The 25,476-nt window shown below is 42.4% G+C and carries 22 protein-coding genes and 1 pseudogene; 9 read left to right on the top strand and 14 right to left on the bottom strand.

Annotation, left to right across the window (positions count from 1 at the left end; all coding sequences use genetic code 11):
• Positions 1–63: 63 nt before the first annotated feature.
• The 5 genes from MSC25_RS11265 to MSC25_RS11245 all read right to left on the bottom strand — a co-directional run bounded on the left by MSC25_RS11265 (position 64) and on the right by MSC25_RS11245 (position 4,714).
• Positions 64–1,131: a BMP family ABC transporter substrate-binding protein gene (locus MSC25_RS11265; protein ID WP_248443447.1), complete on the bottom strand. Its 1,068-nt coding sequence runs from the start codon at positions 1,129–1,131 to the stop codon at positions 64–66.
• Positions 1,132–1,197: 66 nt separating this feature from the next.
• The gene (locus tag MSC25_RS11260) at positions 1,198–2,052 is read right to left on the bottom strand and encodes an ABC transporter permease (protein ID WP_248443446.1); all 855 of its coding nucleotides are present in this window, start codon (positions 2,050–2,052) and stop codon (positions 1,198–1,200) included.
• A gap of 2 nt (positions 2,053–2,054) precedes the next feature.
• Complete coding sequence (locus MSC25_RS11255; protein ID WP_248443445.1) at positions 2,055–3,158, bottom strand: ABC transporter permease; 1,104 nt, start codon at positions 3,156–3,158, stop codon at positions 2,055–2,057.
• A complete protein-coding gene (locus MSC25_RS11250; protein WP_248443444.1) occupies positions 3,155–4,183 on the bottom strand; it encodes an ATP-binding cassette domain-containing protein in 1,029 nt (342 codons plus the stop codon). The genes MSC25_RS11255 and MSC25_RS11250 overlap by 4 nt, the downstream gene beginning before the upstream one ends.
• Before the next feature lie 93 nt (positions 4,184–4,276).
• Entirely contained in the window at positions 4,277–4,714 is a 438-nt protein-coding gene (locus MSC25_RS11245) for an ATP-binding cassette domain-containing protein (protein ID WP_248443443.1), read from the bottom strand.
• A gap of 200 nt (positions 4,715–4,914) precedes the next feature.
• Between MSC25_RS11245 and xdhA the strand changes: the two genes are divergently transcribed.
• The 8 genes from xdhA to puuE are packed head-to-tail and all read left to right on the top strand — an operon-like array spanning position 4,915 to position 13,972.
• Complete coding sequence (xdhA, locus tag MSC25_RS11240; RefSeq protein WP_248443442.1) at positions 4,915–6,414, top strand: xanthine dehydrogenase small subunit; 1,500 nt, start codon at positions 4,915–4,917, stop codon at positions 6,412–6,414.
• On the top strand, positions 6,401–8,740 hold the full coding sequence (gene xdhB / locus MSC25_RS11235) for a xanthine dehydrogenase molybdopterin binding subunit (protein WP_248443441.1): 2,340 nt from the start codon (positions 6,401–6,403) through the stop codon (positions 8,738–8,740). Before xdhA ends, xdhB begins: the two co-directional genes overlap by 14 nt.
• A complete protein-coding gene (xdhC, locus tag MSC25_RS11230; RefSeq protein ID WP_248443439.1) occupies positions 8,733–9,623 on the top strand; it encodes a xanthine dehydrogenase accessory protein XdhC in 891 nt (296 codons plus the stop codon). The genes xdhB and xdhC overlap by 8 nt, the downstream gene beginning before the upstream one ends.
• Positions 9,620–10,120, top strand: coding sequence for a 2-oxo-4-hydroxy-4-carboxy-5-ureidoimidazoline decarboxylase (gene uraD, locus MSC25_RS11225; protein WP_248443438.1), 501 nt, complete (start codon positions 9,620–9,622; stop codon positions 10,118–10,120). The genes xdhC and uraD overlap by 4 nt, the downstream gene beginning before the upstream one ends.
• Positions 10,117–10,455: a hydroxyisourate hydrolase gene (uraH, locus tag MSC25_RS11220; RefSeq protein ID WP_248443437.1), complete on the top strand. Its 339-nt coding sequence runs from the start codon at positions 10,117–10,119 to the stop codon at positions 10,453–10,455. The genes uraD and uraH overlap by 4 nt, the downstream gene beginning before the upstream one ends.
• A gap of 2 nt (positions 10,456–10,457) precedes the next feature.
• Positions 10,458–11,822: a guanine deaminase gene (gene guaD, locus MSC25_RS11215; protein ID WP_248443436.1), complete on the top strand. Its 1,365-nt coding sequence runs from the start codon at positions 10,458–10,460 to the stop codon at positions 11,820–11,822.
• Positions 11,823–11,826: 4 nt separating this feature from the next.
• Positions 11,827–13,032 (top strand): urate hydroxylase PuuD, encoded by a 1,206-nt coding sequence (locus tag MSC25_RS11210; RefSeq protein WP_248443435.1) that lies wholly within the window; start codon positions 11,827–11,829, stop codon positions 13,030–13,032.
• A 1-nt stretch (position 13,033) separates the two neighbouring features.
• Positions 13,034–13,972 (top strand): allantoinase PuuE, encoded by a 939-nt coding sequence (puuE, locus tag MSC25_RS11205; protein WP_054981688.1) that lies wholly within the window; start codon positions 13,034–13,036, stop codon positions 13,970–13,972.
• Positions 13,973–14,116: 144 nt separating this feature from the next.
• Here the strand turns inward: puuE and MSC25_RS11200 are convergent, their stop codons facing one another.
• From MSC25_RS11200 to MSC25_RS11185, 4 genes and pseudogenes are all read right to left on the bottom strand, one after another.
• Positions 14,117–14,806: a response regulator transcription factor gene (locus MSC25_RS11200; protein ID WP_248443433.1), complete on the bottom strand. Its 690-nt coding sequence runs from the start codon at positions 14,804–14,806 to the stop codon at positions 14,117–14,119.
• Between the two features lie 172 nt (positions 14,807–14,978).
• A complete protein-coding gene (locus MSC25_RS11195) occupies positions 14,979–16,481 on the bottom strand; it encodes a trehalase family glycosidase (RefSeq protein ID WP_248443432.1) in 1,503 nt (500 codons plus the stop codon).
• A gap of 16 nt (positions 16,482–16,497) precedes the next feature.
• Complete coding sequence (locus tag MSC25_RS11190) at positions 16,498–17,736, bottom strand: MFS transporter (RefSeq protein ID WP_121638305.1); 1,239 nt, start codon at positions 17,734–17,736, stop codon at positions 16,498–16,500.
• Positions 17,737–17,900: 164 nt separating this feature from the next.
• Positions 17,901–18,911, bottom strand: a pseudogene (locus tag MSC25_RS11185) (LacI family DNA-binding transcriptional regulator); the annotation flags it as partial.
• 279 nt (positions 18,912–19,190) lie between these two features.
• Here MSC25_RS11185 and MSC25_RS11180 point away from each other — a divergent pair.
• On the top strand, positions 19,191–21,440 hold the full coding sequence (locus tag MSC25_RS11180; RefSeq protein ID WP_248443431.1) for a TonB-dependent receptor: 2,250 nt from the start codon (positions 19,191–19,193) through the stop codon (positions 21,438–21,440).
• Between the two features lie 33 nt (positions 21,441–21,473).
• On the opposite strand, the gene MSC25_RS11175 is transcribed toward MSC25_RS11180, so the two are convergent.
• The 5 genes from MSC25_RS11175 to MSC25_RS11155 all read right to left on the bottom strand — a co-directional run bounded on the left by MSC25_RS11175 (position 21,474) and on the right by MSC25_RS11155 (position 25,404).
• Positions 21,474–21,995, bottom strand: coding sequence for a hypothetical protein (locus tag MSC25_RS11175; protein WP_054981684.1), 522 nt, complete (start codon positions 21,993–21,995; stop codon positions 21,474–21,476).
• Positions 21,996–22,053: 58 nt separating this feature from the next.
• Positions 22,054–23,604, bottom strand: coding sequence for an EAL domain-containing protein (locus MSC25_RS11170; RefSeq protein WP_248443430.1), 1,551 nt, complete (start codon positions 23,602–23,604; stop codon positions 22,054–22,056).
• 126 nt (positions 23,605–23,730) lie between these two features.
• The gene (locus MSC25_RS11165; protein WP_248443429.1) at positions 23,731–24,354 is read right to left on the bottom strand and encodes a GDSL-type esterase/lipase family protein; all 624 of its coding nucleotides are present in this window, start codon (positions 24,352–24,354) and stop codon (positions 23,731–23,733) included.
• The gene (locus MSC25_RS11160; RefSeq protein WP_055255506.1) at positions 24,354–24,866 is read right to left on the bottom strand and encodes a DsrE family protein; all 513 of its coding nucleotides are present in this window, start codon (positions 24,864–24,866) and stop codon (positions 24,354–24,356) included. The genes MSC25_RS11165 and MSC25_RS11160 overlap by 1 nt, the downstream gene beginning before the upstream one ends.
• A gap of 64 nt (positions 24,867–24,930) precedes the next feature.
• The gene (locus MSC25_RS11155; RefSeq protein ID WP_138576565.1) at positions 24,931–25,404 is read right to left on the bottom strand and encodes a flavodoxin family protein; all 474 of its coding nucleotides are present in this window, start codon (positions 25,402–25,404) and stop codon (positions 24,931–24,933) included.
• Positions 25,405–25,476 lie beyond the last annotated feature (72 nt).

Below are 25,476 nucleotides of genomic sequence, written 5' to 3'. Positions count from 1 at the left end.
AGCGCTTTAATATGGGCAAGGTATAAATGCCTTGCCCAAGTTTTAATTTAAATACAGTGGCGCTTATTTAAGCTGCCCTTCAACACCCTCTACATAAAAGTCCATTCCCAGTAAGGTTTTATCATCAATTGTTTGCCCGGCTTTAGTTACCAGCTCACCTTGCTGATTGTTAATTGGGCCACTAAATGGATGAAACTCCCCATTGGCAATTTTGGTTTTAATCGCCTCTACCTCGGCAACAACATTGGCAGGAATATCTTTACTCAGTGGCGCTAAGCGGGTCATACCGGCATCTATGCCTTTCCATACATTTTGCGATTCCCATTTATCATCAAGCACTTGCTGCACGCGCTCGGCGTAAAACTCATCCCAATGATGCACAGGCGCCGTAAGGTGCGCTTTTTTACCATAGCCGCTCATATCTGAGTGGTAACCAATCGCGTATATTCCAGCGGCTTCTGCGGCTTGAAGTGGGGCGGGTGAGTCGGTGTGTTGGGTAATAATATCAACACCTTGGTCGATTAAACTGTCGGCAGCTTCGCGCTCTTTACCAGGATCAAACCAGCTATTAACCCACACTACTTTTACTTTTGCGTTAGGTTTTACTGAGCGCAGGCCTAAAGTAAACGCGTTAATACCGCGTATTACCTCAGGAATAGGAAACGCGGCAATATAGCCAATACTGTCAGATTTACTCATGTGCCCAGCAATAACACCGGTTAGGTAGCGCCCTTCGTAAATACGGTCAAAATAAGTGCCCACATTTTTAGCGCGTTTATAACCTGTTGCATGCTCAAACTTTACGTTAGGAAAACGTTTAGCCACTTTAATGGTCGGGTTCATGTAGCCAAACGAGGTGGTAAATATTAAATCGTGCCCGCTTTTGGCTAATTGTGTAATAACTCGCTCTGCATCGGTGCCCTCTGGCACGCTTTCTACAAAGGTGGTTTTTATTTTTTCGCCAAATTTATCCTCTAGGTAGCGGCGGCTTACATCGTGGGTGTAAGTCCAACCAGCTTCGCCAATCGGGCTTACATATACAAACCCTACTTTTACGCTGTCTTTTGCCATTGCACTCGCGCTTAACCCTAAGCTAAGTGCTACGCCAAGCGCTGTTATTAGTTTTTTCATTGTTATTCTCCGTGTTGTATTTTTAATATCCTGTTGAAGGCTTATTGTTACTCTTTGTATAAAATTTTAATGGCCCTTATGCCAAGGCTTACCTAGCCACATGGGTTCGTACATTTTTAGTTTTTGTTTATTTTTACTTAGCATAATCAGTACTATAAGCGTTGCACCATAAGGCAGCATGGCCAGTAAATTAGAATCCACCGCTAAGCCAAGCGCCTGTGCCACTAAGTGCATAATGCTGGCAAAACCAAATAAATAAGCGCCTAGCATCACCCGCTCAATTCGCCAACTTGCAAATACCACTAAAGCCAGTGCTATCCAGCCTCGCCCCGAGGTCATGTTTTGTGTCCAAAGGGGTGTGTAAGCAAGCGACAAGTACGCCCCTGCAATACCCGCCATTGCGCCGCCAAACATAACGGCTAAATAGCGAGTACGCATTACAGGCAAGCCTAAGTTATTACCAACGCCTGGGTTTTCACCAATAGCGCGTACCGCAAGCCCTGCCCTGTGGTATTTAAAAAATAAATAAGCGCCAAGTACTAATGCCCAACTTAAATACACAATGGCATCTTGCGAAAACAGCGCTTTGCCCAGTAGCGGAATATGCTCAAACCCTGCAATTGCTAAAGTGGGTAAGGCATTAATGGTTTTACCCTCGTAATCAACGCCTAAAAATGCCGACAAGCCCGTGCCAAAAATAGTTAGCGCTAACCCCGCAGCCACGCTGAAGCCTATAAAGAGGTTGTCGCATTGGTACATGGTTATAAACCCTGCCACCGCGCCTAATAACATCATGCCCTCTTGCCCAAGGTTAAGTGTGCCGCTTTTCTCGCATACCATTTCACCTAGAGCCACCAGCAATAAAGGCGTGCCGGTGCGAATAGTGGCGTATAAAATATTTGTGATTACCTCTAAATCCATGTTTAAGATTCCTGTGCGATGGGTGTTAGCTGCGTTTTTTGTTGTTTAAATGGCAGTAACAATTTAATGCGATAACCAATAAGCACATCGCACGAGAGTAAATAAAACAGCATTAAGCCCTGAAAAATGCCGGTAATGGCATTGGGTAGGCCAATTTCTATTTGCGCCATTTCGCCGCCCATATAAATAAGCCCCATTAACAGCCCAGCCAAGGTGATCCCAAGCGGATGTAAGCGCCCTAAAAAAGCCACAATAATTGCAGCGTAACCATAACCGGGTGATATTTGCGGTACTAATTGCCCAATAGGCCCAGCTACTTCGCCAGCCCCTGCAAGCCCAGCTAACCCGCCACTTATTACCAATACCCCTGCAATTAAAAGCGCACGTTTATAGCCCGCCATTTTGGCCGCCGATGCATCAAGCCCAAGTACTTGTATTTGAAAACCCACAAAGGTTTTACTAATAAACACCCATGTGGCACACAGCGCTAATAGCGCAAATGCAAGCCCTATATGAAGGCGAGTACCCTCAAATAAAACCGGTAGTAAGGTGCTATCGCCAAATAAGGCGCTTTCAGGAAAGTTATAACCGTATGGGTCTTTTAATGGCCCGTGTACTGACCACAGCAACACATTAACGGCAATGTAATTGAGCATAATGGTGACTAAAATTTCGTTGGTGTTTAAACGTAATTTCATAAACGCGGCTAAGCCTGCCCACAGCATGCCACCGGCAATACCTGCAAGTAATGTAAGCCCTAATGCAAAGGAACTTGTAGAGTCAACAAAGTTAACAGCTACGGCACTGGCGCATACGCCGCCAATAAGTAGCTGCCCTTCGGCACCTATATTCCACACCGACGCCCTGTAACACAGCGCTAAACCATAGGCACATAATAAAATTGGAATGGTCATTACTAATAGCTCGGTAACGCCGTACCAATCAGAAATAGGCGCTATGAGTAAGGTATATAAGGCATTAAGCGGGTCGTGCCCTAATAAGGCAAATACCACATAACCTGTTATTAAAGTGAGTAAAATGGCTAAAACAGGAGAGAAATAACTCCATGTGTTTGAGCGCTCTACGCGGGGTTCAAGCTTTATCATGCCAGCGCTCCTTGCGGTGTTATTTTTGCTGTGTTGCTTTTAGTGTCGTGATTAAAGTCGCCCGCCATCCACTGCCCTAATTGCACTAGTGGTACACAGTCGGTATTTAAAATAGGCGAGAGTTTGCCATCACAAATTGCGCCAATTCGGTCACAAATTTTATAGAGCTCGTCTAAATCTTCTGAAATAACTAGTACTGCACAGCCTTCGTCGCGCAGCGTTAAAATTGCCTTGTGAATGGCAACTTGCGCGCCAATATCTACACCCCATGTTGGGTGTGACATAACCAGCAATTGTGGGTTTTGCTCAACCTCTCGGCCAATAATAAACTTTTGCAAATTACCGCCCGAAAGGCTTGCTGCGTGAGTACGGTTGCTGGGGGTTTTTACGTTGTATTTTTTAATGATTTTGTCGGCGAGTTGGCTAATTTTTTGTTTTACTAAAAAGCCGTTTTTAACTAAACCACTATCAAAACTGGTAAGGAGTGCATTGTGCGCTAAATCCATATCAGGGACTGCGCCGCGCCCTAGCCTGTCCTCTGGTACGCATGCAAGCCCAAGCCTGCGCCTTTTTAGAGGGCATAACGCATCAACAGCGGTATTTTTAAATTTTATTGCGTTGCTATTTTTTTGCGGCTCCTCTCCCGAAAGCGCTTTTAATAGCTCCTCTTGCCCATTACCGGCAACCCCTGCAATACCGACTATTTCGCCTTGTTGTACGGCAAAGTTAATATTTTTAAGCGCAATATCAAATAACGCCTGCGCACTGGTTGATAAGTTATCGACTGTTAAAAAATCATCTGTGCCAGTCGCTCTGCGTGTTTGGTTACTTATTGGGGTGCTGTCGCCTACCATTAAGCGGGCTATTGATTCGCTGGTTTCGTTTTTAGGAATGCAATGCCCACTTACCTTGCCAGCGCGCAAAATAGTGGCGCTGTCGCAAAGCGCAATAACTTCATGCAACTTATGGCTAATAAACAACACCGAGCAGCCTTCTTTTTTAAGCGAATGCAGGGTTTTAAACAATGCGTCTACTTCTTGCGGAGTGAGTACCGAGGTGGGTTCATCTAAAATAAGCAGTTGAATATCTAATAATAAACACCTGACTATTTCTACTCGTTAGCGCTCGCCTGTTGAAAGCGTAGACACCAACCTATGCGGGTCCAGCGGCATGCCGTACCTAGCCGATGTTTTACTAATTCTGCTGGCAAGTGTGCTGCTATGCCCTGCTAAATCGCCCAGCGCTAACGCGATATTTTGCGCAACTGTTAGGGTTTCAAATAACGAAAAATGCTGAAACACCATACCTATGCCTAATTCGCGGGCATCGGCGGGTTCTTTTATGTCCATTTTACGACCGTTAAAAAACATGTCCCCTTGGTCAGGTTTAACTACACCGTAAAGCATTTTCATTAACGTGCTTTTACCCGCGCCGTTTTCACCAAGCAGGGCATGTACCTCACCATGTTTTATTTTTATTGTTACGCCGTCGTTGGCTATACATCCGGGGTACTGCTTTGTCATTCCCTGCATAGTAAGGCGGTATTTATTGTCCATTATTTAAACCTTTCTTTGTGCTTGTTGGTTAAATAAGCTAGCCTAGAAACTTAGCTGACCAAGCGGTCAACAATGGCATGGTATCTGCAATTAACTTACCAAGATGAAAAAGTTTTTTTCTTACCTGCTTAAAAACAACAAGAAAAAATATACGCCAAGCCTTTACATATCAGGGCTTTATAAAAGTTAAGGGGGTCTGTGTGATTACGTTTTTATTAAATGACACGCCAATAGAAGTAGAAGAATGCGCGCCGAATCTCACCATTTTGGACTGGCTTCGCACCAAAAAAGGGAAAATGGGCACCAAAGAAGGGTGTGCAACAGGCGATTGTGGCGCATGCACAATTTTAGTTGGCGAAGAAAAACTAAATTCAAACGGTGAGCCAGTTTGGCACTATAAAACCATGAATAGCTGTCTGCTTTTATTAGGTAATGCACACGCAAAACACATAGTAACCGTAGAGGCTGTAACAACAGGGCTTTACCCTACACTTAACGATTTACACCCAGTACAACGCGCATTGGTTGAGTGCCATGGTTCACAATGTGGTTTTTGTACCCCTGGCATAATAATGAGCATGTTGGCGCTTTATATTAACAACCCGAGTTACCCAGGTAAAAAAGCCGCTATTCATGCGCTAGGGGGTAATTTATGTCGTTGTACGGGTTACAGCCCTATTTTACTTGCAGTTGAAAAAGCTTATAGCTACGAGCGTAAAAATGAGCCTTACTCTGCCATGGGGGCACAATTTAAGGCATCACTAAATATAGGTGATGACATTCCTTGTTTAAAAAATGGACCTCGTACGTTTTATTTACCGCAAAGTGCAGCGCAACTTGTTGAGCTTAAAGCGCGTTACCCGCAGGCACACTTGGTTGCTGGTGGCACCGACTTTGCCATTGAGCTTAGCCAAAACATGCTATTGCCCGATATTATTATATCGCTTAGCCAAACCAGTGAACTGTGCACTTTAAGCGATAACAACGGCGAGCTACATATTGGTGCAGCACTCCCTTACAGCCAATTTATTGAAGCGTTTTACACTTACTACCCTGAGTCTAAAGAGCTGTTTGAACGCCTTGGCTCTAACCAAGTACGTAACAGTGGCACCTTAGGTGGCAGCATAGGAAATGCCTCTCCAATTGGCGATCCTGCCCCTTTACTTATTGCACTTAATGCCACCTTAGATTTATTAAGCACAGCAGGCACACGTACAATAAACGTGGCCGACTACTTTGTTGATTACAAAAAAACAGTCATTAAAAGCGATGAAGTCATTAGCAAAATTACCGTACCTAAACGCCCAGACTCGTTAAAGCTTGCGTGTCATAAAATTTCAAAACGCTTTGAAGATGATATATCTACTGTGTGTTTAGTGCTGGCTATAGAGCAAACGCAAGGCGTAATTAGCAATGCCCGCTGCGCCATGGGCGGTATGGCTGCCATACCAAAACGCGCCGCACACATAGAGCAAAAGCTTAATACTCAGTCCTTGCAAGTAAGCACCTTTATAGATGCCGCTAGTGCTATAAATGATGACTTTGCTCCCATGAGCGATGTACGTAGCAGCGCACATTACCGCACTACGGTAAGCAAAAACTTGCTACAGCGTATTGGTATTGAGTTTTGCGGTGCACAACCAAGCAGTAAAAATAATAACAACATTGCCATTACGAGGATTTCACATGCGTCACTTTGAAATGGATAAACTAAAAGCCCAAGGCGGAAGTGTTGGCCAATCTAAGTATCACGAAAGCGCAATAAAGCAAGTATGTGGCAATGCAAACTACGCCGACGATAACCCAGAGCCCCATGGCTGCTTGCACGCCTACCCTGTACTTGCGCCCATTACCAGCGGCTTTATTAAATCAATTGATACAAGTAAAGCGCTTGAAGTGGCAGGCGTTAAACGTATTTTATCGGCTGATGATGTACCCGGTAAGCTTGATATTGGCCCAGTATTTCCTGGGGATGTGCTATTAACCAATCACGAAATTCAATACCACGGGCAACCTGTGCTGGTAGTGGTTGCCAAAAGCTACGAAATTGCGCGCCGCGCTGCTCGCTTAGTGGTTATAAAGTGCGAGCAAACCACCCCCATACTTGATATTAAAGAAGCGATTAAAAAAGAGCACTGGGTAAGGCCGCCACATTCACTTAACCGCGGTAATAGCGAGCAAGCCATAAATAATGCAGCCCACCAACTTAAAGGTGAAATACACATAGGCGGGCAAGAACACTTTTACCTTGAGGGACAAATAGCACTTGCTCAGCCCGACAACGATGGCGGTATTCATGTTCAATGTTCTACCCAGCACCCAACAGAGGTGCAGCACTTAGTTGCTAAAATTTTAAAAAAGCCATTTAGCTTTGTAAATGTAGAAACCCGCCGCATGGGCGGAGCCTTTGGCGGTAAAGAAACCCAAGGCGCGCCGTGGGCTTGCCTTGCAGCACTTGCAGTTTACTACCTTGGCTGCGCCGTTAAAATGCGCCTAGCCCGCAGCGACGACTTTAAACTTACCGGTAAGCGCCACCCATTTTATAATCAATACCATGTAGGGTTTGACGAAAATGGCCTAATTGAAGGCGCTGATGTAACCGTAAATGGGTTTTGTGGTTATTCGCCTGATTTATCTGATGCCATTGTAGACCGTGCAATGTTTCATGCAGATAACGCTTATTACTACCCAGCTGCCACCATTAAAGGGAATCGCTGTAAAGTAAACACCGTAAGCCACACCGCCTTTAGAGGATTTGGTGGCCCGCAAGGCATGATCATGGGCGAGCTAATAATGGACGATATAGCCGCTAAATTGGGTAAAGATCCGCTTGAGATCCGAAAGCTTAATTTATACAAAAAAGGCCGCGACACTACGCCGTACCATCAAACAGTAGAGCAGCATATTTTAAAAGATATGATAAGCCAGCTTGAGGAGTCGGGTGATTACTGGGCGCGAAAAAAGGCAATTAAAGCCTTTAACGCATCATCCCCTATTATCAAAAAAGGCCTTGCAATGACGCCGGTAAAATACGGTATATCGTTTACCGTACAACACTTAAACCAGGCGGGTGCACTCGTACATGTTTATAGCGATGGATCAATTCATTTAAACCATGGCGGCACCGAAATGGGCCAAGGGCTTAATACAAAAATAGCGCAAATAGTAGCCCATGGCTTTGGCGTTGATTTTGACGCAGTAAGCATAAGCGCTACTCGTACCGACAAAGTACCCAACACCTCGCCAACTGCTGCATCAAGCGGGACTGACCTAAACGGCATGGCGGCGCTAAACGCGGTAAATACCATAAAAGAGCGTTTAATAAACTTTATAAGTGAGCACTTTGAGGTAGACAGCCAAAGTATTGTATTTAAAGATAATCTCATTACCTTTAGTAAAGGCGAAATTAGCTTTAGCGAACTTGCAAACCTTGCTTACATGAATCGTATATCGCTTTCATCAACCGGTTATTACGCCACGCCTAAAATTCATTACGATAGAGCGAAAGGCGAAGGCCGGCCATTTTTTTACTACGCGCATGGCGTAGCACTGAGTGAAGTAGAAGTAGATACGCTGACAGGTGAAAACACCGTAACCCGCGTGGATATACTGCACGATGTGGGCAGCTCAATTAACCCTGCACTTGATATAGGCCAAATTGAAGGGGCTTTTGTGCAAGGTATGGGCTGGCTTACCACCGAAGACTTACAATGGAATGATAAAGGCCAGCTTGCAAGCTTTGGCCCAGCTAACTATAAAATTCCTGCAATTGGCGATACCCCAGCCGAATTTAATGTAAATTTATATAACTCGGCCAATCCAGAAACCACGGTATTTAGATCAAAAGCGGTTGGCGAGCCACCGTTTATGTTGGCCTTTAGCGTATGGAGCGCTATTCGAAATGCCATAAGCAGTGTGGCTGATTACAAATACACCGCTCCACTTGATACACCTGCCACACCTGAGCGTGTATTAAATGCAATTGAGCAAACCGCTAGCTGGTTTAAGGAGCAGCAACATGGCTAATTTAAATGAGTCGTTTCAGGGTTTTCATACGCAAAATTGGGCACAAGCTATCAACGAGCACGAACAAAGCGGCACTAATTATGTTATTGCCACTGTGCTTGGCACCAATGGCTCAACCCCACGTGGCACAGGCTCTAAAATGGTAATAAGCGGCGAGCACATTTACGACACCCTTGGCGGTGGTCACCTTGAATACGTAGTAATAGAAAAAGCCCGCGAGCTACTTGCCAAGGGCGAGGCCGCTCAAGTGATAGAGCAATTTAACCTAAGCGCAAATTTAGGCCAATGCTGCGGGGGAGCTGCCACCGTTATGCTTGAGTGCATGCAATGCGAACGCTTTACCCTCGACATATACGGCGCAGGCCATGTAGCACAGGCGCTTATTGGTATATTGGCACAATTACCTATGCGCATACGCTGGATAGATAGCCGCGCAGATGTATTCCCGCAAGTTATTCCTAATAACGTAATAAAAGTGGTTGATGAAGAACCAACAGAGCAAGTTAAACGCGCGCCAAAGGCTAATAATTACTTAATATTAACCCATAACCACCAGCTCGACTTTGCACTTACACAAGCCATTATTAAACGCGCTGATGCTAATTGGCTTGGTGTAATTGGCTCAGATACTAAAGCAAAACGCTTTAAACAGCGCTTAGCCCATCGCGATTTTACCACCGAGCAAATAAAGCAAATGACCTGCCCTGTCGGGCTTGAAAATGTAACGGGCAAGCTCCCTATGGAAGTGGCAATATCAATTAGCGGGCAGTTAATTGGCCTTTATCAGGCTATGCAAACCCATGCGCCCAAACGCCAAGGCCTGCAATGGCGTGCACTTAAAAATGCCTTAATTAGCACCACGCACGAGGAAGAAAACGCATGAGTAGCTTAAAAATTAATAACCTAAATGCAGCGCAAGCGCATCAAGCATTAGAGCATTGCTGCGCCGCCCCTAACTGGGTAAGCGGTATGCTAAATATCATGCCATTTGAAAATAAAGAGCACTTATTTAACAGCGCGCAAAGCGTATGGGATAGCCTAGGCGAAAGCGATTATTTAGCCGCTTTTGAAGGCCACCCGCAAATAGGCGATTTATCAACATTAAGTAAAAAGTACGCCGCTACAGCGCAAAAAGCGGGGCACGAACAATCAGGCATGAGTAAAGCAAACGAGCAAACCCTTAAAAAAATGATTGCGCTAAATAAAGAATACCTCAGTAAATTTGGCTTTATATTTATTGTGTGTGCCAGTGGTAAAAGTGCTGAGCAAATGCTTGAACTTATTGAGCAGCGCATACACAACACCCGCAGCACGGAGCTTAATATAGCCGCGGGCGAACAAGCCAAAATAACAAAAATAAGATTGGAGTCATTGCTATGAATAAAAGCCCTATTACTACCCATATTTTAGATACCAGCACAGGTAAACCTGCAGCAAATGTAGCTGTACAATTGTTTGTATACACTAATAACGAGTGGCAATTAATTGCTCAAGGAAAAACAAATAGCGACGGGCGAATTACCGACTGGCTCAATACCGACGTAGAATTTGCAACCTATAAACTGGTTTTTGACTTAGATAGCTATTATGAAAACCAAGAAACACCTGCGTTTTACCCAGAGGCGCAAATTACCTTTAGATTACAAGATCAAAAACACCATCATATTCCGTTATTGCTTAGCCCATTTGGCTACTCAACGTACAGAGGCAGCTAATTATGAGCACCCACAACAATAATAAAATGACCGTAATTTGTGCCAACATACTCGATTTTGTTGAGGACCCCGCCATAGCAGTAGAAAGCGCCCATCGCTATTTTGAAAAAGGCGCGTTAGTTATTCAAAACGGCAAAGTGGTTAACCTTGGTTACGAGCAAGACATACTGCCAAGCATTGATAAGTCAGCCACTATTATTCGCCACGATGGTAAATTAGTAATGCCCGGTATGATAGACACGCACATACATTTGCCGCAAACCGAAATGATCGGCGCGTATGGCGAGCAGCTTTTAAGCTGGCTTACCGAATATGCCTTCCCAACCGAAAAAAAGTTTACCTGTGAGCATTATTCAAAAGACATATCTAACCGCTTTTTAGATGAGCTACTGCGTAACGGCACCACCACCGCATTGGTATTTGGTACTGTGCACCCGCAATCGGTGGATGCGTTTTTTAACGAATCTCAAAAACGTAATTTACGTATGATTGCCGGTAAGGTAATGATGGACAGAAACTGCCCAGATGATTTATCAGATTGCGCGCAAACCAGTTACGATCAATCAAAAGCACTGATAGAAAAATGGCATAATGTGGATAGATTAAGCTATGCAGTAACGCCACGTTTTGCACCCACATCTACCCCAGAGCAACTACAAAAATGTACTCAATTATTAGAAGAATACCCCGACACCTACCTGCATACGCACTTATCTGAAAACAAAGACGAGTGCGAATGGGTAAAAGGGTTATTCCCAGAGGCTGATGATTACCTTGGCGTTTACGAGCAAGCTAAAATGGTGCGTAAACGCTCGGTATTTGCCCATAGTATTCATTTATCTGAGCGCGAGCTGTGCTGCCTTGCCGATAACAACGCGGCTATATCGCATTGCCCTACCTCTAACTTGTTTTTAGGCTCGGGGCTTTTAAATTTAAAGAGATGTGAAGAGCATGGAATAAATGTGGGTATGGGTACCGATGTAGGCGCAGGCACAAGTTTTTCTATGCTACAAACAGGTAACGAAGCGTACAAAATTCAGCAGCTACAGGGTCAAAAGTTTTCAGCATTTAAAGGGGTTTATTTAGCCACCCTAGGCGGCGCACGTGCCCTTGATTTAGAAGGCACCATAGGTAACTTTAATGAAGGCTGCGAGGCCGACTTTATTGTAATGGATTACGCGGCCACCTCCTTTTTAAAGTTCAGAATTGGCCATGCCAAAACCCTTCACGAACAGCTTTTTGCCATGATGATGCTAGGCGACGACCGCTGTATTGAACAAACCTACATTATGGGTAAAAGCGTGTATAAACGCGACCAACAAGCCCAGTTTGCAGCCACACCCACACCCGATTTAGAAGAGGCATAACCCGATGGAAAACTATTTATTTGAGCTTGCTCATTTGGTGTTTAGATACTTTCACGTGGTAGCAGGTATAGCGTGGATAGGCGCCTCATTTTATTTTGTGTGGCTTGATAATAACTTACAAACACCGCCACAATGGAAACAAGATAAAGGCATAAAAGGCGATTTATGGGCTATTCATGGCGGCGGCTTTTACGAAGTGGCTAAGTATCAAAATGGCCCAGAACAAATGCCCTCTACCCTACATTGGTTTAAGTGGGAGGCCTACACAACCTGGATCAGCGGCGCGCTGTTATTTACGCTGTTATATTATGTGGGTGCAGATGTGTATTTACTTGATGCCAGTAAAAGTGAGCTCAGTAAGTTTGCGGCTATTGGTGCATCACTTGGTTTTATAGGCTTAGGCTATGGTGTTTATCGGTTATTGTGTAAAAGCCCGCTTGTTGAAAATGGCAAGGCATTTATTGCCCTAGGTGTAGGCTTTTTAGCGTTATGGACGTATGGGGTTGATCAGCTATTTAGTGACCGCGCAGTGTATATTCATGTTGGTGCATTAATTGGTACCTGTATGGCCGGTAATGTATATCACATTATTATGCCTGCACAGCACTACATGGTAAGCGAAGTAGAAGCTGGGCGCATTCCTGATTCAGCGCCGGGCTTAAAAGCAAAGCAGTGCTCGGTCCATAATAACTACGCCACCCTACCAGTTATATTTATTATGCTAAGTAACCATTTTTCGTATACCTATAGCCATGAGTTTGGCTGGTTAGTGCTTATTGGCTTTTTTATTATTGGTATGTGGATACGCCACTTTTTTAATTTAAAGCACCAAGGTGTTAATAAGCCTTCAGTACTAATAAGCGGTATTGCCGCGTTTTTTGCGTTAATGCTAGCCATTGCACCGTGGCCAAGTAGTTCTGTAAACGCGAACAATGAGCTACAAGCAAGTATAAGCGATGCGCAAGCATGGGATATTATTAATAAACACTGTACACAGTGCCACAGTGAAACCCCTACCTCAAAGCTTTTTCAAACCGCGCCGCTCGGCTTTAAGCTCGACTCACTTGCTGATGTAAAAAAAGCCAGTGCACTTATTCATACTCGCGCCGTTATTACCAAAGATATGCCATTGGCTAACATGACCAAAATGACTGATGCAGAGCGCAAAACGCTTAGCACTTGGCTTAGCGCAGTAAAAAAGGAGCAGTAACATGAGCGAGCAATTTAAACACTACCCGCGCGATTTAATTGGTTATGGTGCACACACTCCGCATGCCAATTGGCCTAATAAAGCCCGTATAGCCGTGCAAGTAGTGTTAAATTACGAAGAAGGCGGTGAAAACTGTGTACTGCATGGTGATGCAGCGGCCGAAACATTTTTATCTGAAATAGTCAGCGCCCCGCATGTAGAAGACCGCCACATAAGCATGGAGTCTATTTACGAATATGGCTCGCGAGCGGGTGTGTGGCGCTTACTTAAACTCTTTAAAAAATACGATATACCGGTCACCATTTTTGCTGTGGCAATGGCCCTTGAGCGCCACCCCGATATAGCTAAAGCCTTTGTTGAGGCTGGGCACGAAATTGCAAGCCACGGCCTGCGCTGGATTAATTATCAACATATAGATAAACAAACCGAGCGCGAGCACATGCAAAAAGCCATTGAAATCATTCAAACGCTTACCGGTAAAAAGCCCACAGGCTGGTACACCGGGCGCACAAGCCCTAACACAGCAGCCCTTGTGGTAGAAAATGGCTCGTTTTTATATGATGCCGACGATTACAGCGACGACTTACCCTTTTACAGTATTAAAGAAGGTAAGCCACAGCTAATAGTGCCCTATACGCTTGATGTAAACGACATGCGCTTTGCTGCAGTGCAAGGCTTTAATGCCGGCGATCAGTTTTATAATTATTTAAAAGATGCATTCGATACGCTATACGAGGAAGGCGACCCCCAAGGTGAAAACGCCCCTAAAATGATGTCTATAGGGCTGCATTGTCGCTTAATTGGCCGCCCAGGGCGCATTAAAGCCCTTGCACGGTTTTTAGAATATGCTAAATCGCATGAGCAAGTGTGGTTTGCCACGCGCGAACAAATAGCCGAGCACTGGCTTAAAACTCATCCGTATAATACCAATCCGCAATAGTACTTAATCATTTAGTTATGCGCATTGGTATAATAAAGCCTAGATGTGAGCCGTTAAAACTAAACTCTAAGAGCTTATTAGATTTATCGTAAAACAAAAAAAGCCCAGCAGTGCTGGGCTTAAGGCCACTTTAGGAGTAGTGGTTTACTTAGCCATAGGTAATAACACCGATATGTAACGCTGAGCCCAATTTGCTAATTCAACACGGTTACGAGAATTGGTTTTTTTAAAGGCACTGTACAAATGCGTTTTAACGGTGTGGTCACTTATATTAAGTTTATCGGCAATGGCGTTATTGCTCGCCCCTTGAGCAATTAAGTGAATAACCGATTTTTCACGTTTAGTAAGGTGCGCGTAATCCCCTTTTTTGAGGGTAATGTCTTCTTGTAGGCTATTAAACGAAGAGGTAACCGAGAGAATATCTGAAAACGCTTTTGATATAACCTTTCGCGTAAACCATAACTCGCCTGAGGTTATTCTAACTAGCCCTTTAAAAATAGTTTCTGGTGCATCTGATTTATAAAACACACCATTGAAATGATTTAACAGTAGGTTTTTTTCGCACACGGCATTGGGCTCTACATTAAATAAGACAACTTTATGCTTTTTAGCGAGGCAAATTAAGTCGGCAGGCAGCAAATCTAACCAGTTATTTTTATCGCCATCAATTAAAAATAAATCAAACTTGTCCCTTTTCTCGTTTTTAGGGATCACGTCGTCCATTTTAATATCGCCAAAAATGGCTTGCATGGTTTTTAATATAGTTGTGTAGCTTTCACAGTGAAAAGAAGATTGAAACGTGGTTTTTACAAAAACGGCGTGTGGTTGTAGCATAGATTTCGTCCTTGAAATGTTTACACCACATTACCGAATTTATTAACAACTTACAATGCGCCCTTGGTATTATTCATACACGGCATAAAACAACCACCAATAATATTTAGTTAATAGTTACAATAACTTAATGAAAATTAGTGAATTATTTTCATATAAAACACTGCTCTGATCAGTCCTCACACAAGGCATAAAAGCGTGAGGTAACCCCGTTAGTCCAGCCAAAACCTTGCTGTACTACGTATTCTCCGCCCCCTGCTTTTAATTGAGGCACGCACACATTGTATTTTTCTAGTAGGCACTGATTAACAGAAAAGTCGTTTTCTACCATTGTTAGCCAGTTTTGCATTATACGTTTACTAAGATCACTAAAACCGTAATTATCAAGCCCTTTAACAGCAAACCACTGCAGCGGAGCCCACCCATTAGGGCTATCCCATTGCTGTGATGTAGAGGTAACGGTAGTAACTATGCCGCCGGCCTTTAAAAAGTCGCGGCTTAGTCGCTCGGCAATATGTTGAGCTTGTTGCTCAGACGCTAAGTTAAAAAATAATGCAGTACTTGCGGCAGCGCTTAACACCTTAGATTGACTCGCTTTGTGATGATTATAATCAACAAAAAAGTGTTGTTGCTCACTCCACATGTATTTATTAATCAGTGTGCGGCGAGCTGCTGCGTAGTCGCTAAATAAATCGGCTTGTTGGCTATTACCTAGCAGCTTATTAAACTTACTAAGCTGTTTTTCTAGGTTATAAAGCAAACAATTAAGATCAATGGGTATTATATCGGTCGTTTGTATAGAGCTAAGTGAATCAGGCTCAGCTAGCCAGCGAGAACTAAAGTCCCAGCCTGATTCACACGCTGCGCGTATATGTCGATAAAAGTCGGGCTTTTTATGCTCAGCTAAGCCCTCTGCGAGTGCCAGATCTTCTCTCAGGGATTCTGCCCTAGGGGTTGCTTCATCGTCCCAATAACGATTTAGCTTGCCACCGCATGGCATTTTTACAACTCGCCTTAGTGTCGTTTTCTCGTTAGTAAGCTCTTCTGCGCCTTGCATCCAAAACGCATACTCTTTTTCAAGCGCATCAACACATTTTTCAAGCCACGCTACATTATTGGTTTTGTTGTGTTCGTGCTGCCATAGTAATTCAACCATAAGCGCTAAAATAGGTGGCTGTGAACGCGATAAGTAGTAACTGCGATTGCCATTTGGAATACACCCATAATCGTTTATAAGGTCGATAAAGTTTTGCAGCATATCTTCAACAATTTCAGGTTTATTAGCATCCATTAAGCCAAGCGCTGTAAAGTAGCTATCCCAGTAGTATATTTCCTGAAAACGCCCACCAGGCACAATGTAGCTATGCTTTAATGCTAATAAAGAATCGGCTTTAGGTTTATCAGCCGCCCGTCTCAAACCATGCCACAAAGAGTTAATATAGTGCTTAACGCTTGCGGTATCTGGCTCACTTTGCATACGGAGTAAGGGGGTCGTAATAAAGTGAGCATTTACAAACTCTTTTAATTGGGCTTGATTAAGTGGTGCTACTTGCTCGTAGTGTTTACACGCACTTTGCCAGCTGTTTCGTGCAGTTGCATCTGCAAATGTTTTACAGTCATCAAAAATATGTTGGGTCTGTACATCTTTAAATAACTGGCTCTCAAAAAAATTCATAACAATCCTAAATCAATTATATGCTGGCAGCGTGCTGAGAAATGGCGCGGGTGCGCTGTTTAAAAATAATCACGCTTATAAAAATTAAGCTAATGGGAATTAACGACAGGTAAAATGCGTGCTGACCACTAAAATGCTCAAATACGTAGCCTGTGATCATTGAACCAGTTGTGCCTCCAAGTGCTGAAAACACAACGATTAACCCTGTCATGGCTGCATGCTGGTGCTTTTCTAATGCGCTGAGCATTACCGAATTTAACACTGGATAAATTGGCGCCATAAAAAAGCCAATGAGGGGCAAAACAAATGCAGCTAGTGGTGCATCAAATAGGCTAGTGATTGCTGTATTAGGCAGGTTTTCAGTTAGGGGTAACGTTATAATAATAAGTAATGCCATGGCGACTAAGCATCCGCACAGCACAAAAAACCAATTAATGTGCTTAAGCACCTGCCCCGCAACTAAGCGACCAAACGCTAACGCCGCTGCAAAAATACTCGCTAACTGAATACTTATAGCCACAGGCAATTGTAAAACTTGGTTATTAAAGGTTGGCAGCCAAGTGCCTACGCCTTGTTCAATAAGAACATATAAAAATGCACTTATAATAAAAATAAGCACCAAGGGCTGATACGTTAATTTAAGCATGGCTATAAAGTCACTCAAACTAGAGTCAGTTTTATTTTTATCAATTGCCGGCGCAATCGGTGCAATAACAACACTTAGTAATACAATTAAAGTAAGCGCAGCCAACGCGTAATAAACATTGAGCCACGCATTGCTTTGGCTTGGGTCTATAAAGGCGGTAAAAATCCAATAACCACTTAATACACCCACCATAAAAATGCCTTCGATGGTGTTTAAAAGTGACGAGTGACTATTAGCATCTTCGGTTACTTGGCCAATAATCGAATAAACAGAAACTTTGACTACCGCAAAGCCACAGCCTATCACTGCAAATAGCACTTTAAACATATAAAATTCGCTGATCAGTGCGGTGCTTAAGCACACTAATGCAACGACCGCTAAAGCCCCTAACATTGCGAGCTTATACCCTAACCTTGGAATGAACGAGGCAACAACAAAAGACATTATCGCAATTGATAAGTCTTTAAAGCCTTCCAAAACAGACGCCTCAGTTTTGCTAACGCCCAGTGTGTTTATTGCCTGCAAAATGACTGTTCCTACGCTATTTAATAATATTGCGAAAATAAAATAGCTTGCAGCAATTGCTAGTGTGATTTTTGTTTTACTCATAGCTTGCCTTACTTATAACGCAGTGCGCCATAACGATTAAAGCTAACACCTTTGGGTAATTAGCGTGTGTGTTTGTGTCAGTGAACGTTGAGTTTAGTGTAGAATAAAAATCAATGCAATCGTTTGCATTTTAAGTTTTAAAATTTGTATCTATCATCCATAAATCAACGTTTGCTCGATTGACGAGTTATTAATTCTATATCAATAACTTGAGATTCAACTTTTTGACCCATAAATTGTTGCATAAGCTTTTTAACTAAAAGTTCAGCCGCTAATTGAGTATTTTGTTTAATTGTTGAAAGCGACGGATGGCTAATATCTGCCATTGCTATATCGTCAAAGCCAACCAATGCAACATCATTAGGAATACTGACATAGCGCTCTTTTAACGCCTTCATTGCCCCTAAGGCAACCATATCGCTACAAGCCATTATTGCATCAAAGTAGAGCCCTTTTTCGCGCAATAGACTATTAATTTCTTGATACGCCGAACTACTAGTAATATCAATAGAAACAACGTGCTGCTCTAGTTTATGTGTAGATAGCGCAGCCGCATAACCACGGTGCCTTTCGCTAATTTCACCGTGCTCTGGGTCGCCTAAAAATAAAATATTTTTTGCACCGTGTTCGATTAAGTGCGCAGTGGCTTGCATTCCACCTAGGTAGTTATCACTGCCTACAATAGGGTAATTACTGGGTGTTTTAGGGTCTCCCCACACAACCAAAGGGATCCCCGCTTTAGCAGCCGCCTCTATATTGCGCTGATCTTTACCCTGCCCAACCACAATAATACCATCGGCCCTTCGACCATTAATAAAATAATTGGCCCAATCGTGCTGTGCCATTATTGAATTAGACAATAAAAGCTCTAGCCCTTGTTGATTAAGTGCAAGATTAATTTCGCTAACCACTTTAAGTAAAAATGGATCGCTAATCGATTGTTCGGTTTGTTCATCTAAGTTAATGATAACAGCAACAACATTTGTTTTTTGCGTTCGCAAGCGGCTTGCAGCGGTGTTTAAACTAAAATTATGCTCTTTAGCGAGTTGTTTTAATTTATCGCGTGTTTCTTGTTTTATTAACGGGTTGTCATTTAAAGCACGCGAAACCGTAGAGGTAGACACCCCTGCCAGCTTTGCTAAATCAGCTAATTTTATTTTTTTGTTATCCATGAAAACCCTGAGCCGCGTTGTATTAACTAATGTTTAATGTAACTAGCTGACAATATAGCATTATTAATTTTTTCTGGCTTGCCTCACAGGCTAAAAAAGCCATACCTAGGCTTTTACGCTCAATATTTCTACAAATATAATTCATAAATAATTTACAAATAAATATTGCAAACGTTTGCATTAATCTTTAAGGTTTCATCATATACAGCCTGTTTACATAAAAACTTTGTATACAGCGCAGTAAAAAACACACTGTTTAACACACTAAAAACGGGATCACACATGACATTCAATAAAGCAAAAAGTACATTAGCGTGCGCTATAACTTTAGCCTTGAGCTCACACGCCACCTTTGCACAAGAGCAAGCACAAGAAACCAAGGTAGAGCGAATTGTTGTTTCGGGCACACCTACCGGGGTCGGCATCAGAAAAATAGATGCAGGCTACGCTGTTACAAATATTGATAGCCAACAAATTATTAAACTTTCACCTAAAAGCACTGCCGATCTGTTTAAAGCCGTACCTGGGGTTTGGGTAGAAAGCTCAGGGGGTGAATCTGGTGCCAATGTATTTGTACGTGGTTTTCCTGGCGGCGGTGACGCCCCATTTTTAACCCTAAGTATTGAAGGGTCACCCGTTTACCCAGCCCCTACATTATCGTTTTTAGAAAACTCTTCACTTTTTAGAATTGATGAAACGATTGAGACCATGGAGGCTTTACGCGGTGGGCCGAACCCTGTTTTATCAAACGGCCAACCGGGTTTAACAACTAACTTTAGGCTAAAGCGCGGTGGTGAAGACACCGAAGGCTTATTTAAATACACAACATCTGATTACGACCTACAACGAGTAGATGCTGTTATTAGTGGTGAAATTACTGACGATTTATACTTTATGGTTGGCGGGTATGTAAAAAGCTCTCCGGGTATTCGTGATGCAGGTTTTACCTCTGAGAAAGGCAGCCAATTTACCATTAATATCACTAAAGATTTAGATAACGGCGAGCTTAACTTTTACACTCGCCAAACAGATGACCACGGTGCATGGTACTTACCAACCCCCCTTAATATTGAAGGGATTGACGCAGAATATACCCAACTTGGCACGTTAAACCGCCAAGCAACCATTTTTACCGGCCCCGATGCACAAGCACACGATATTGACTTAGGGGATGGCCGAGGCTGGGACGGCCATGTAACAGGCGGTAGCATTAAACTAGAGCTTGATAATGGTTGGCAATTTTCTGACCGCTTTAATATAACTAAAGGGGATGCCAATACATACGGGTTGGTGCCAAGTGGCTCAGCAACCACGGTTGGTGCAGTTGCCGATAATGGGCAAACCGCATTTGGTGCAGTAACCAATACTGAGTACGCAAGCGACACCCCAATACAACAACTTGGCCGCTGGGTTGTTTTAAAAGAAATTAGCTCATTTACAAACGATTTAGCGTTTTCAAAGCAATTTGATAATTTATCAGCCACGTTTGGTTACTACACAGCTAGTACATCGGCAAACGATTGGTGGAGTTTAGGTAATACGGCTTACCACGTACTAGAAGCCGGCGGCGAGTCGCTAACTGGCATTGAGTGTAATCAAAGCACTGATGGCTGCGATTTTAACTACGATATTAGCTCAACAGGTGATGCGCGCACCAATGCGTTTTATGTAACAGCTCAATACAAATTTGCCGACGACTTTACATTAGATGCAGGCGTGCGCCACGAAAGTCATGAAGTAGAATACAGTGTTGATGAAGACCTTGATGGAATTATTACCAAAACAGTTAACTATGATGAAAGTAAAACATCGTGGACAACGGGGATTAACTATTCAATAAACGATTACATGGGTGTATTTGCACGCGTAAACCGTGGTTATAAAATGCCTTACTTTGACGACTTTAGAGATAACTTTAGCGCTTATGAAGGCGGCGAAAAGCTAATTAAAGAAGTAACCCAAGGCGAATTTGGCTACAAGCTAATTTCTGACTCTACAGACTTTTACGCTACCTTGTTTGTTAACGAAGTAAAGGGCGATACATTTGTACGCCGCCCAGGTGTACCTGCAGAAATTTTAACAAACGAAGCGTACGGTGTTGAGCTTGATTATAACTTTAATCATCAGTCGGGTTTTTCGGTTAATTTAAATACCACACTACAAGAAACCGAAATAACGCAAAGCCCAACCAATGAAGGAAATGAATCTCAGCGTCAGCCAAAGTGGCAAGTGCGTATCACACCTAGCTACGACTTTGAGCTACAAGGTATGTATGCCACGTTATATGGCACACTGTCGGCTGTTGATGACCGCTTTGGTAACAACGAAAACACGGTGACTCTTGATGGCTACGAAAAAGTAGACTTAGGCCTAATTTTAGAACCTATGGAAGGCATAAAACTACAACTGGCCATTGATAACTTAACGGATGAGCAAGGTATAACAGAGGGCGACCCACGTAATGCCGATGCCCCAAATGGCCGCTATATTATGCCACGCACTACGCGCTTTAGTGTAAGTTATGCGTTTTAAACACACTTAATACTAAAGGGAGCTTGGCTCCCTTTATTTTATTTTTTCGTTTAGTTTATTAAGCGCCTCTACCGAAAAGCCCCTATCGTAAAAATGTAAAATTTTACCTTTGCTATCTATTAAAACAACGCGAGTATTGTTTGGGTTTTTATTACCTGTAAATTTTTGCACAGTGTCACCATCTTCATAAATAGTGATTACCCCGCCCCACAGCTCTTTTGGTATACCCTTGCGCATACCGCTGTCTATAAATGTACTAAACATACGCGGGGCCATACCTGCTATGGTAGGCAGTTCGTAAGTGGGTAATGTAACCCCTGTCATGTCTAAGCCAATTAACCAACGGTCTATGTCAAATTGGCTATCTTGTTTATAGCCAATGAGTAACAAGGTTTTATCGGCTTTAAAATTACTCGGTATGGTTACGCTTTTCTCATCTAGGCTTTGGCCGCTAATGGTAGGAAACTGCTTACCGGTAATTTGCTGATTTGGGTATTGAGCTGAGCACGCACTAAGCATTAACACCATAAATGCGCTGGCTATTATTTTAATCATTTTAAAACCTTACACTGTTATAAATATCATACTAATACGTGTATGAGGTAAAACACGTTTAAACCGTTTGCAATTTTAAATACGCTTTAAACTCTCGAAGTGCCATGGGCTTGGCATATTTCCAGCCTTGGCCATAATGTACGCCAGCTTGTTTTAGTATGGCTTCTTGCTCATTTGTTTCTATGCCTTCTGCTACACAGGTGTAGTTAAACTTACGTACCAACGCCATAATATTAGGGATCATTGATGCCTTTAAGCCTTGTGTTGTTATATCTTGTACAAAAGTGCGGTCAATTTTAAGCTGATGAAAGCTCAAGTTTTGTAGATTTTTTAAGTTAGAGTAACCCGTACCAAAATCATCTATCGATAAATTAAAGCCCGCCTCAACCAGCCTTTTAAAGTGGGTATGGGCAACTGTTGAGTCTAAGTATTCGTCTTCTGTTATTTCTAAACAAATAATAAAGCGCGAATCGGTGAGTGCAGGTATGTCTTTTAAAAGCGCAATATTGCCTGTTTCTACATCATAGGGAAAAATATTAATAGAAATTTTAAAATTGCGCGGTAATGCCTCAACGGTGGTTAGCTCATAAAGTACTTTTTCAATCATGGCTTGGGTAAAGCGCCACGTTAAATTGGTTTTTCTTATAATAGGAATAAATTGATCAGGAAATAAAACCCCGTATTTATCTTCAAAACGGGCTAACGCCTCACAGCCAACCACTTTACCCGTTTGCAAACAAATAATGGGTTGGTAGGTCCAATAAAATGAGCCTTTTTTAAGGCCTTTGCGCACACGCGTGATAGTTGAGCGCCTAGCCGCTAAGCTATAGTCAATTAACAGTCCACTCGATACACCCGCTAACGAAATTAAAATAAGCGAAATAATCAATAAAAATTGATTATCAGTAAAAAATTGGCTCCACGGAAGTTGTGCGGCTGCGCAGTACTCGGGGTTATTAGTACTGCATTTAATAATTGATTCATAAGGTAAAAATGAGTGATTTTTTACCTGCTCATAAACCCCTTTAGCCCCCGCTAAATGAAACGTCTCGCGCGTATTTTTATAAAGTACTTCCCACTGAGGAGAAACAATTACTTTATCGTTAAAAGCGCGCGTATCGACTATTAAATTGTAATTACCTTGCCTTACAATTATCACTTCCATTGCACGGCCACTAAACAAAAGTAAATACAATTGTGGTTCGTACCTTACGCGCACAGGTTTATTATCGTATTTATCAATTCGAATGTAGTCGGGAGGATTATCGGTAATTGTAGCTGCCAGCTTTCCAGCACCGGTGGTGCAAACCAGCTCATTATTTGTAAAAAAGCCAATATCTATCACGTATTGTGCATCAAACAACGCGCGGCGCATTTCTATCAATGTATTGTTATTGCATTGTTTAGCGTTTGCGTTATTTAGGCGGGTTAAAATTTTTCTACGTTCTGTTGCGGCAGCATCTATGTGTTGAACAATATAATTTGAATCTCGCGCTAACTGCCTACTTAGCTTTTGTGCAGCAAAGTACATCAGTGTGCTAGCACATATAATAAAAACCACGACACCGCTTAATACTGCAATTAAAGACCTACGTTGATATTGTTTCATAACACCTTTTTAAAGAAGCTGTGTGTGAGTCAGGTGCAATAATAATTGCATATCTGGGCATAAAAGCAATCAAGCTTGTAAAATAATTAAAGCAAATTACGTTTTTAATTTATTGATTTGTTTGCATTATAATTGCAAAACCAGGTGGCTGAGTATATCGCTAAGCTGCTTATGGCCTTGGCTATTTAAATGTATACCATCACTCCCTAGGGGGGCGTTAAGGTGTGATATATCAACGTAATTAAGCGCGTGCTCGTGTGCTACACGTTTAAAGAGAGCGTTTAAGGGTTGTAATTTTTGATTATAGTTTAAATAAATACGGCTTAACCCATGCTGAGGGTTAATAAATAAAGGACCAATAACAATTATGTTCGGTAAATTAGCAGGCGAGTAAAATTGTTTAATAGAGCCAATAAAATGCGTAAGGCCGGTGGCTATATCTGTTGGGGCTAAGTTAAAACGCTTTTTTAAATCGTTAGTGCCAAGTGCAATAATGAGCGTGTGTAAAGCGTGTTGCTGCAAATCGGGTTTTAAATAGCGAATACCATTAAGCTCCCCCGTAAAAGGCGGGTTATTCACAAGCGTACGGTTTGGCTGCCCTGATTCTATTACGGTAAAGCCGCTGCCTAGCTGTTGCTGTAACCGCGCCGTCCAACGGGTCTTTTCATCATAGCGCTTACCTGTTTCGGGGTTTAAACCCCACGTATTAGAGTCGCCAAAGCAGAGTATATTTTTTGTTATTTGCGTCATTAAAATGGATTGAGCGTATAGCCTTGTTGTTGAAGTTGTGCGTGCGCGGTCATCGCAGAAAGCGACATTTTTACGCCATCAATGAGCAATTCAGGCGTTACTTTAAAGTGAGTTGCCGATTGCCCGCACACATACACCTGAGTGTTATTAGCAAGTAGCTGCTCAATTAACGCTTGGTTTTTATTGTCATCACTAAAGCGTTTTTTATATTCGCTGTTAGCTAACACATCAACGCTTGCGCTGCCGTGCACAACTAATGCAAGTTGAATGTTTTCAGGCTTTACACCATGCGCTACATGCATGTTAATAAAACGCGCTAACGAATTTATTGAATTATTTTGCTCGCCTTTTTTAGCACCATCGGCGACATCAAATGCTATTTTAAATACCGTAGAGCTATTAATTTTGTCATGCTCGGGTACATTATAATAATTACCAAACCCGTTAATTGGTTGCTCATTAGCATTAATAAACGGGCTAAAAAGCAGCACTAACCCTAGTAAATATTTCATAAAACAATCCTGTGTTTTTAAGCGTATTACTAAACTACCAGAGACAACCAAAAAAGGCTGCAATTTAAGCAACCTTTTGGGTACTTTTATGGTGATGATTAATAAACTGCATACCTAAATAACTAAACGTATTTTTAAATTGCTCTACAAAACACGCCGGCGCTTCAGTTGATGACGCATTAGAAAGCACTGAAAAATGCTTACTACGCAGCGTTCGTAACTTTGGTTTTAATGCTTCATCGTCCATGTAGTCGGTTATTCTATCAATAAATAATTTCATTTGTACCGTGGTGCTGTACCAATAAACGGGTGAGGCAAACACCCAGTGGTCATACTTTAACAGTGCTTCAAATACAGCGTAAAAGTCATCGCTTTTATAGTTTTTGTTATAACAGTACGGCGCTATTTTATAATCATCTAAACATATTATCCTTACATCGTTTTGCTCAGCAAAGCTGTTAACGTGTGCCTGCGTATTACCATTTTTACGTGCGCTTGAGTAAATAATAACAGTGCTACGCTTAAGTTTTTGTTGCATTTAGTTAGCTCCTTTTTTAATGTTGAAAGAAGCTTAAAACCTCAACTTATATTGAGGTCAACTGGAAATTTA

The sequence above is a fragment of the Pseudoalteromonas sp. 1CM17D genome (genome assembly GCF_023161805.1).
Taxonomy (GTDB): Bacteria; Pseudomonadota; Gammaproteobacteria; order Enterobacterales; family Alteromonadaceae; genus Pseudoalteromonas; species Pseudoalteromonas atlantica.
Note: the sequence above shows the minus strand (reverse complement) of the source record. Positions and strands in the feature narration are given on the sequence as shown.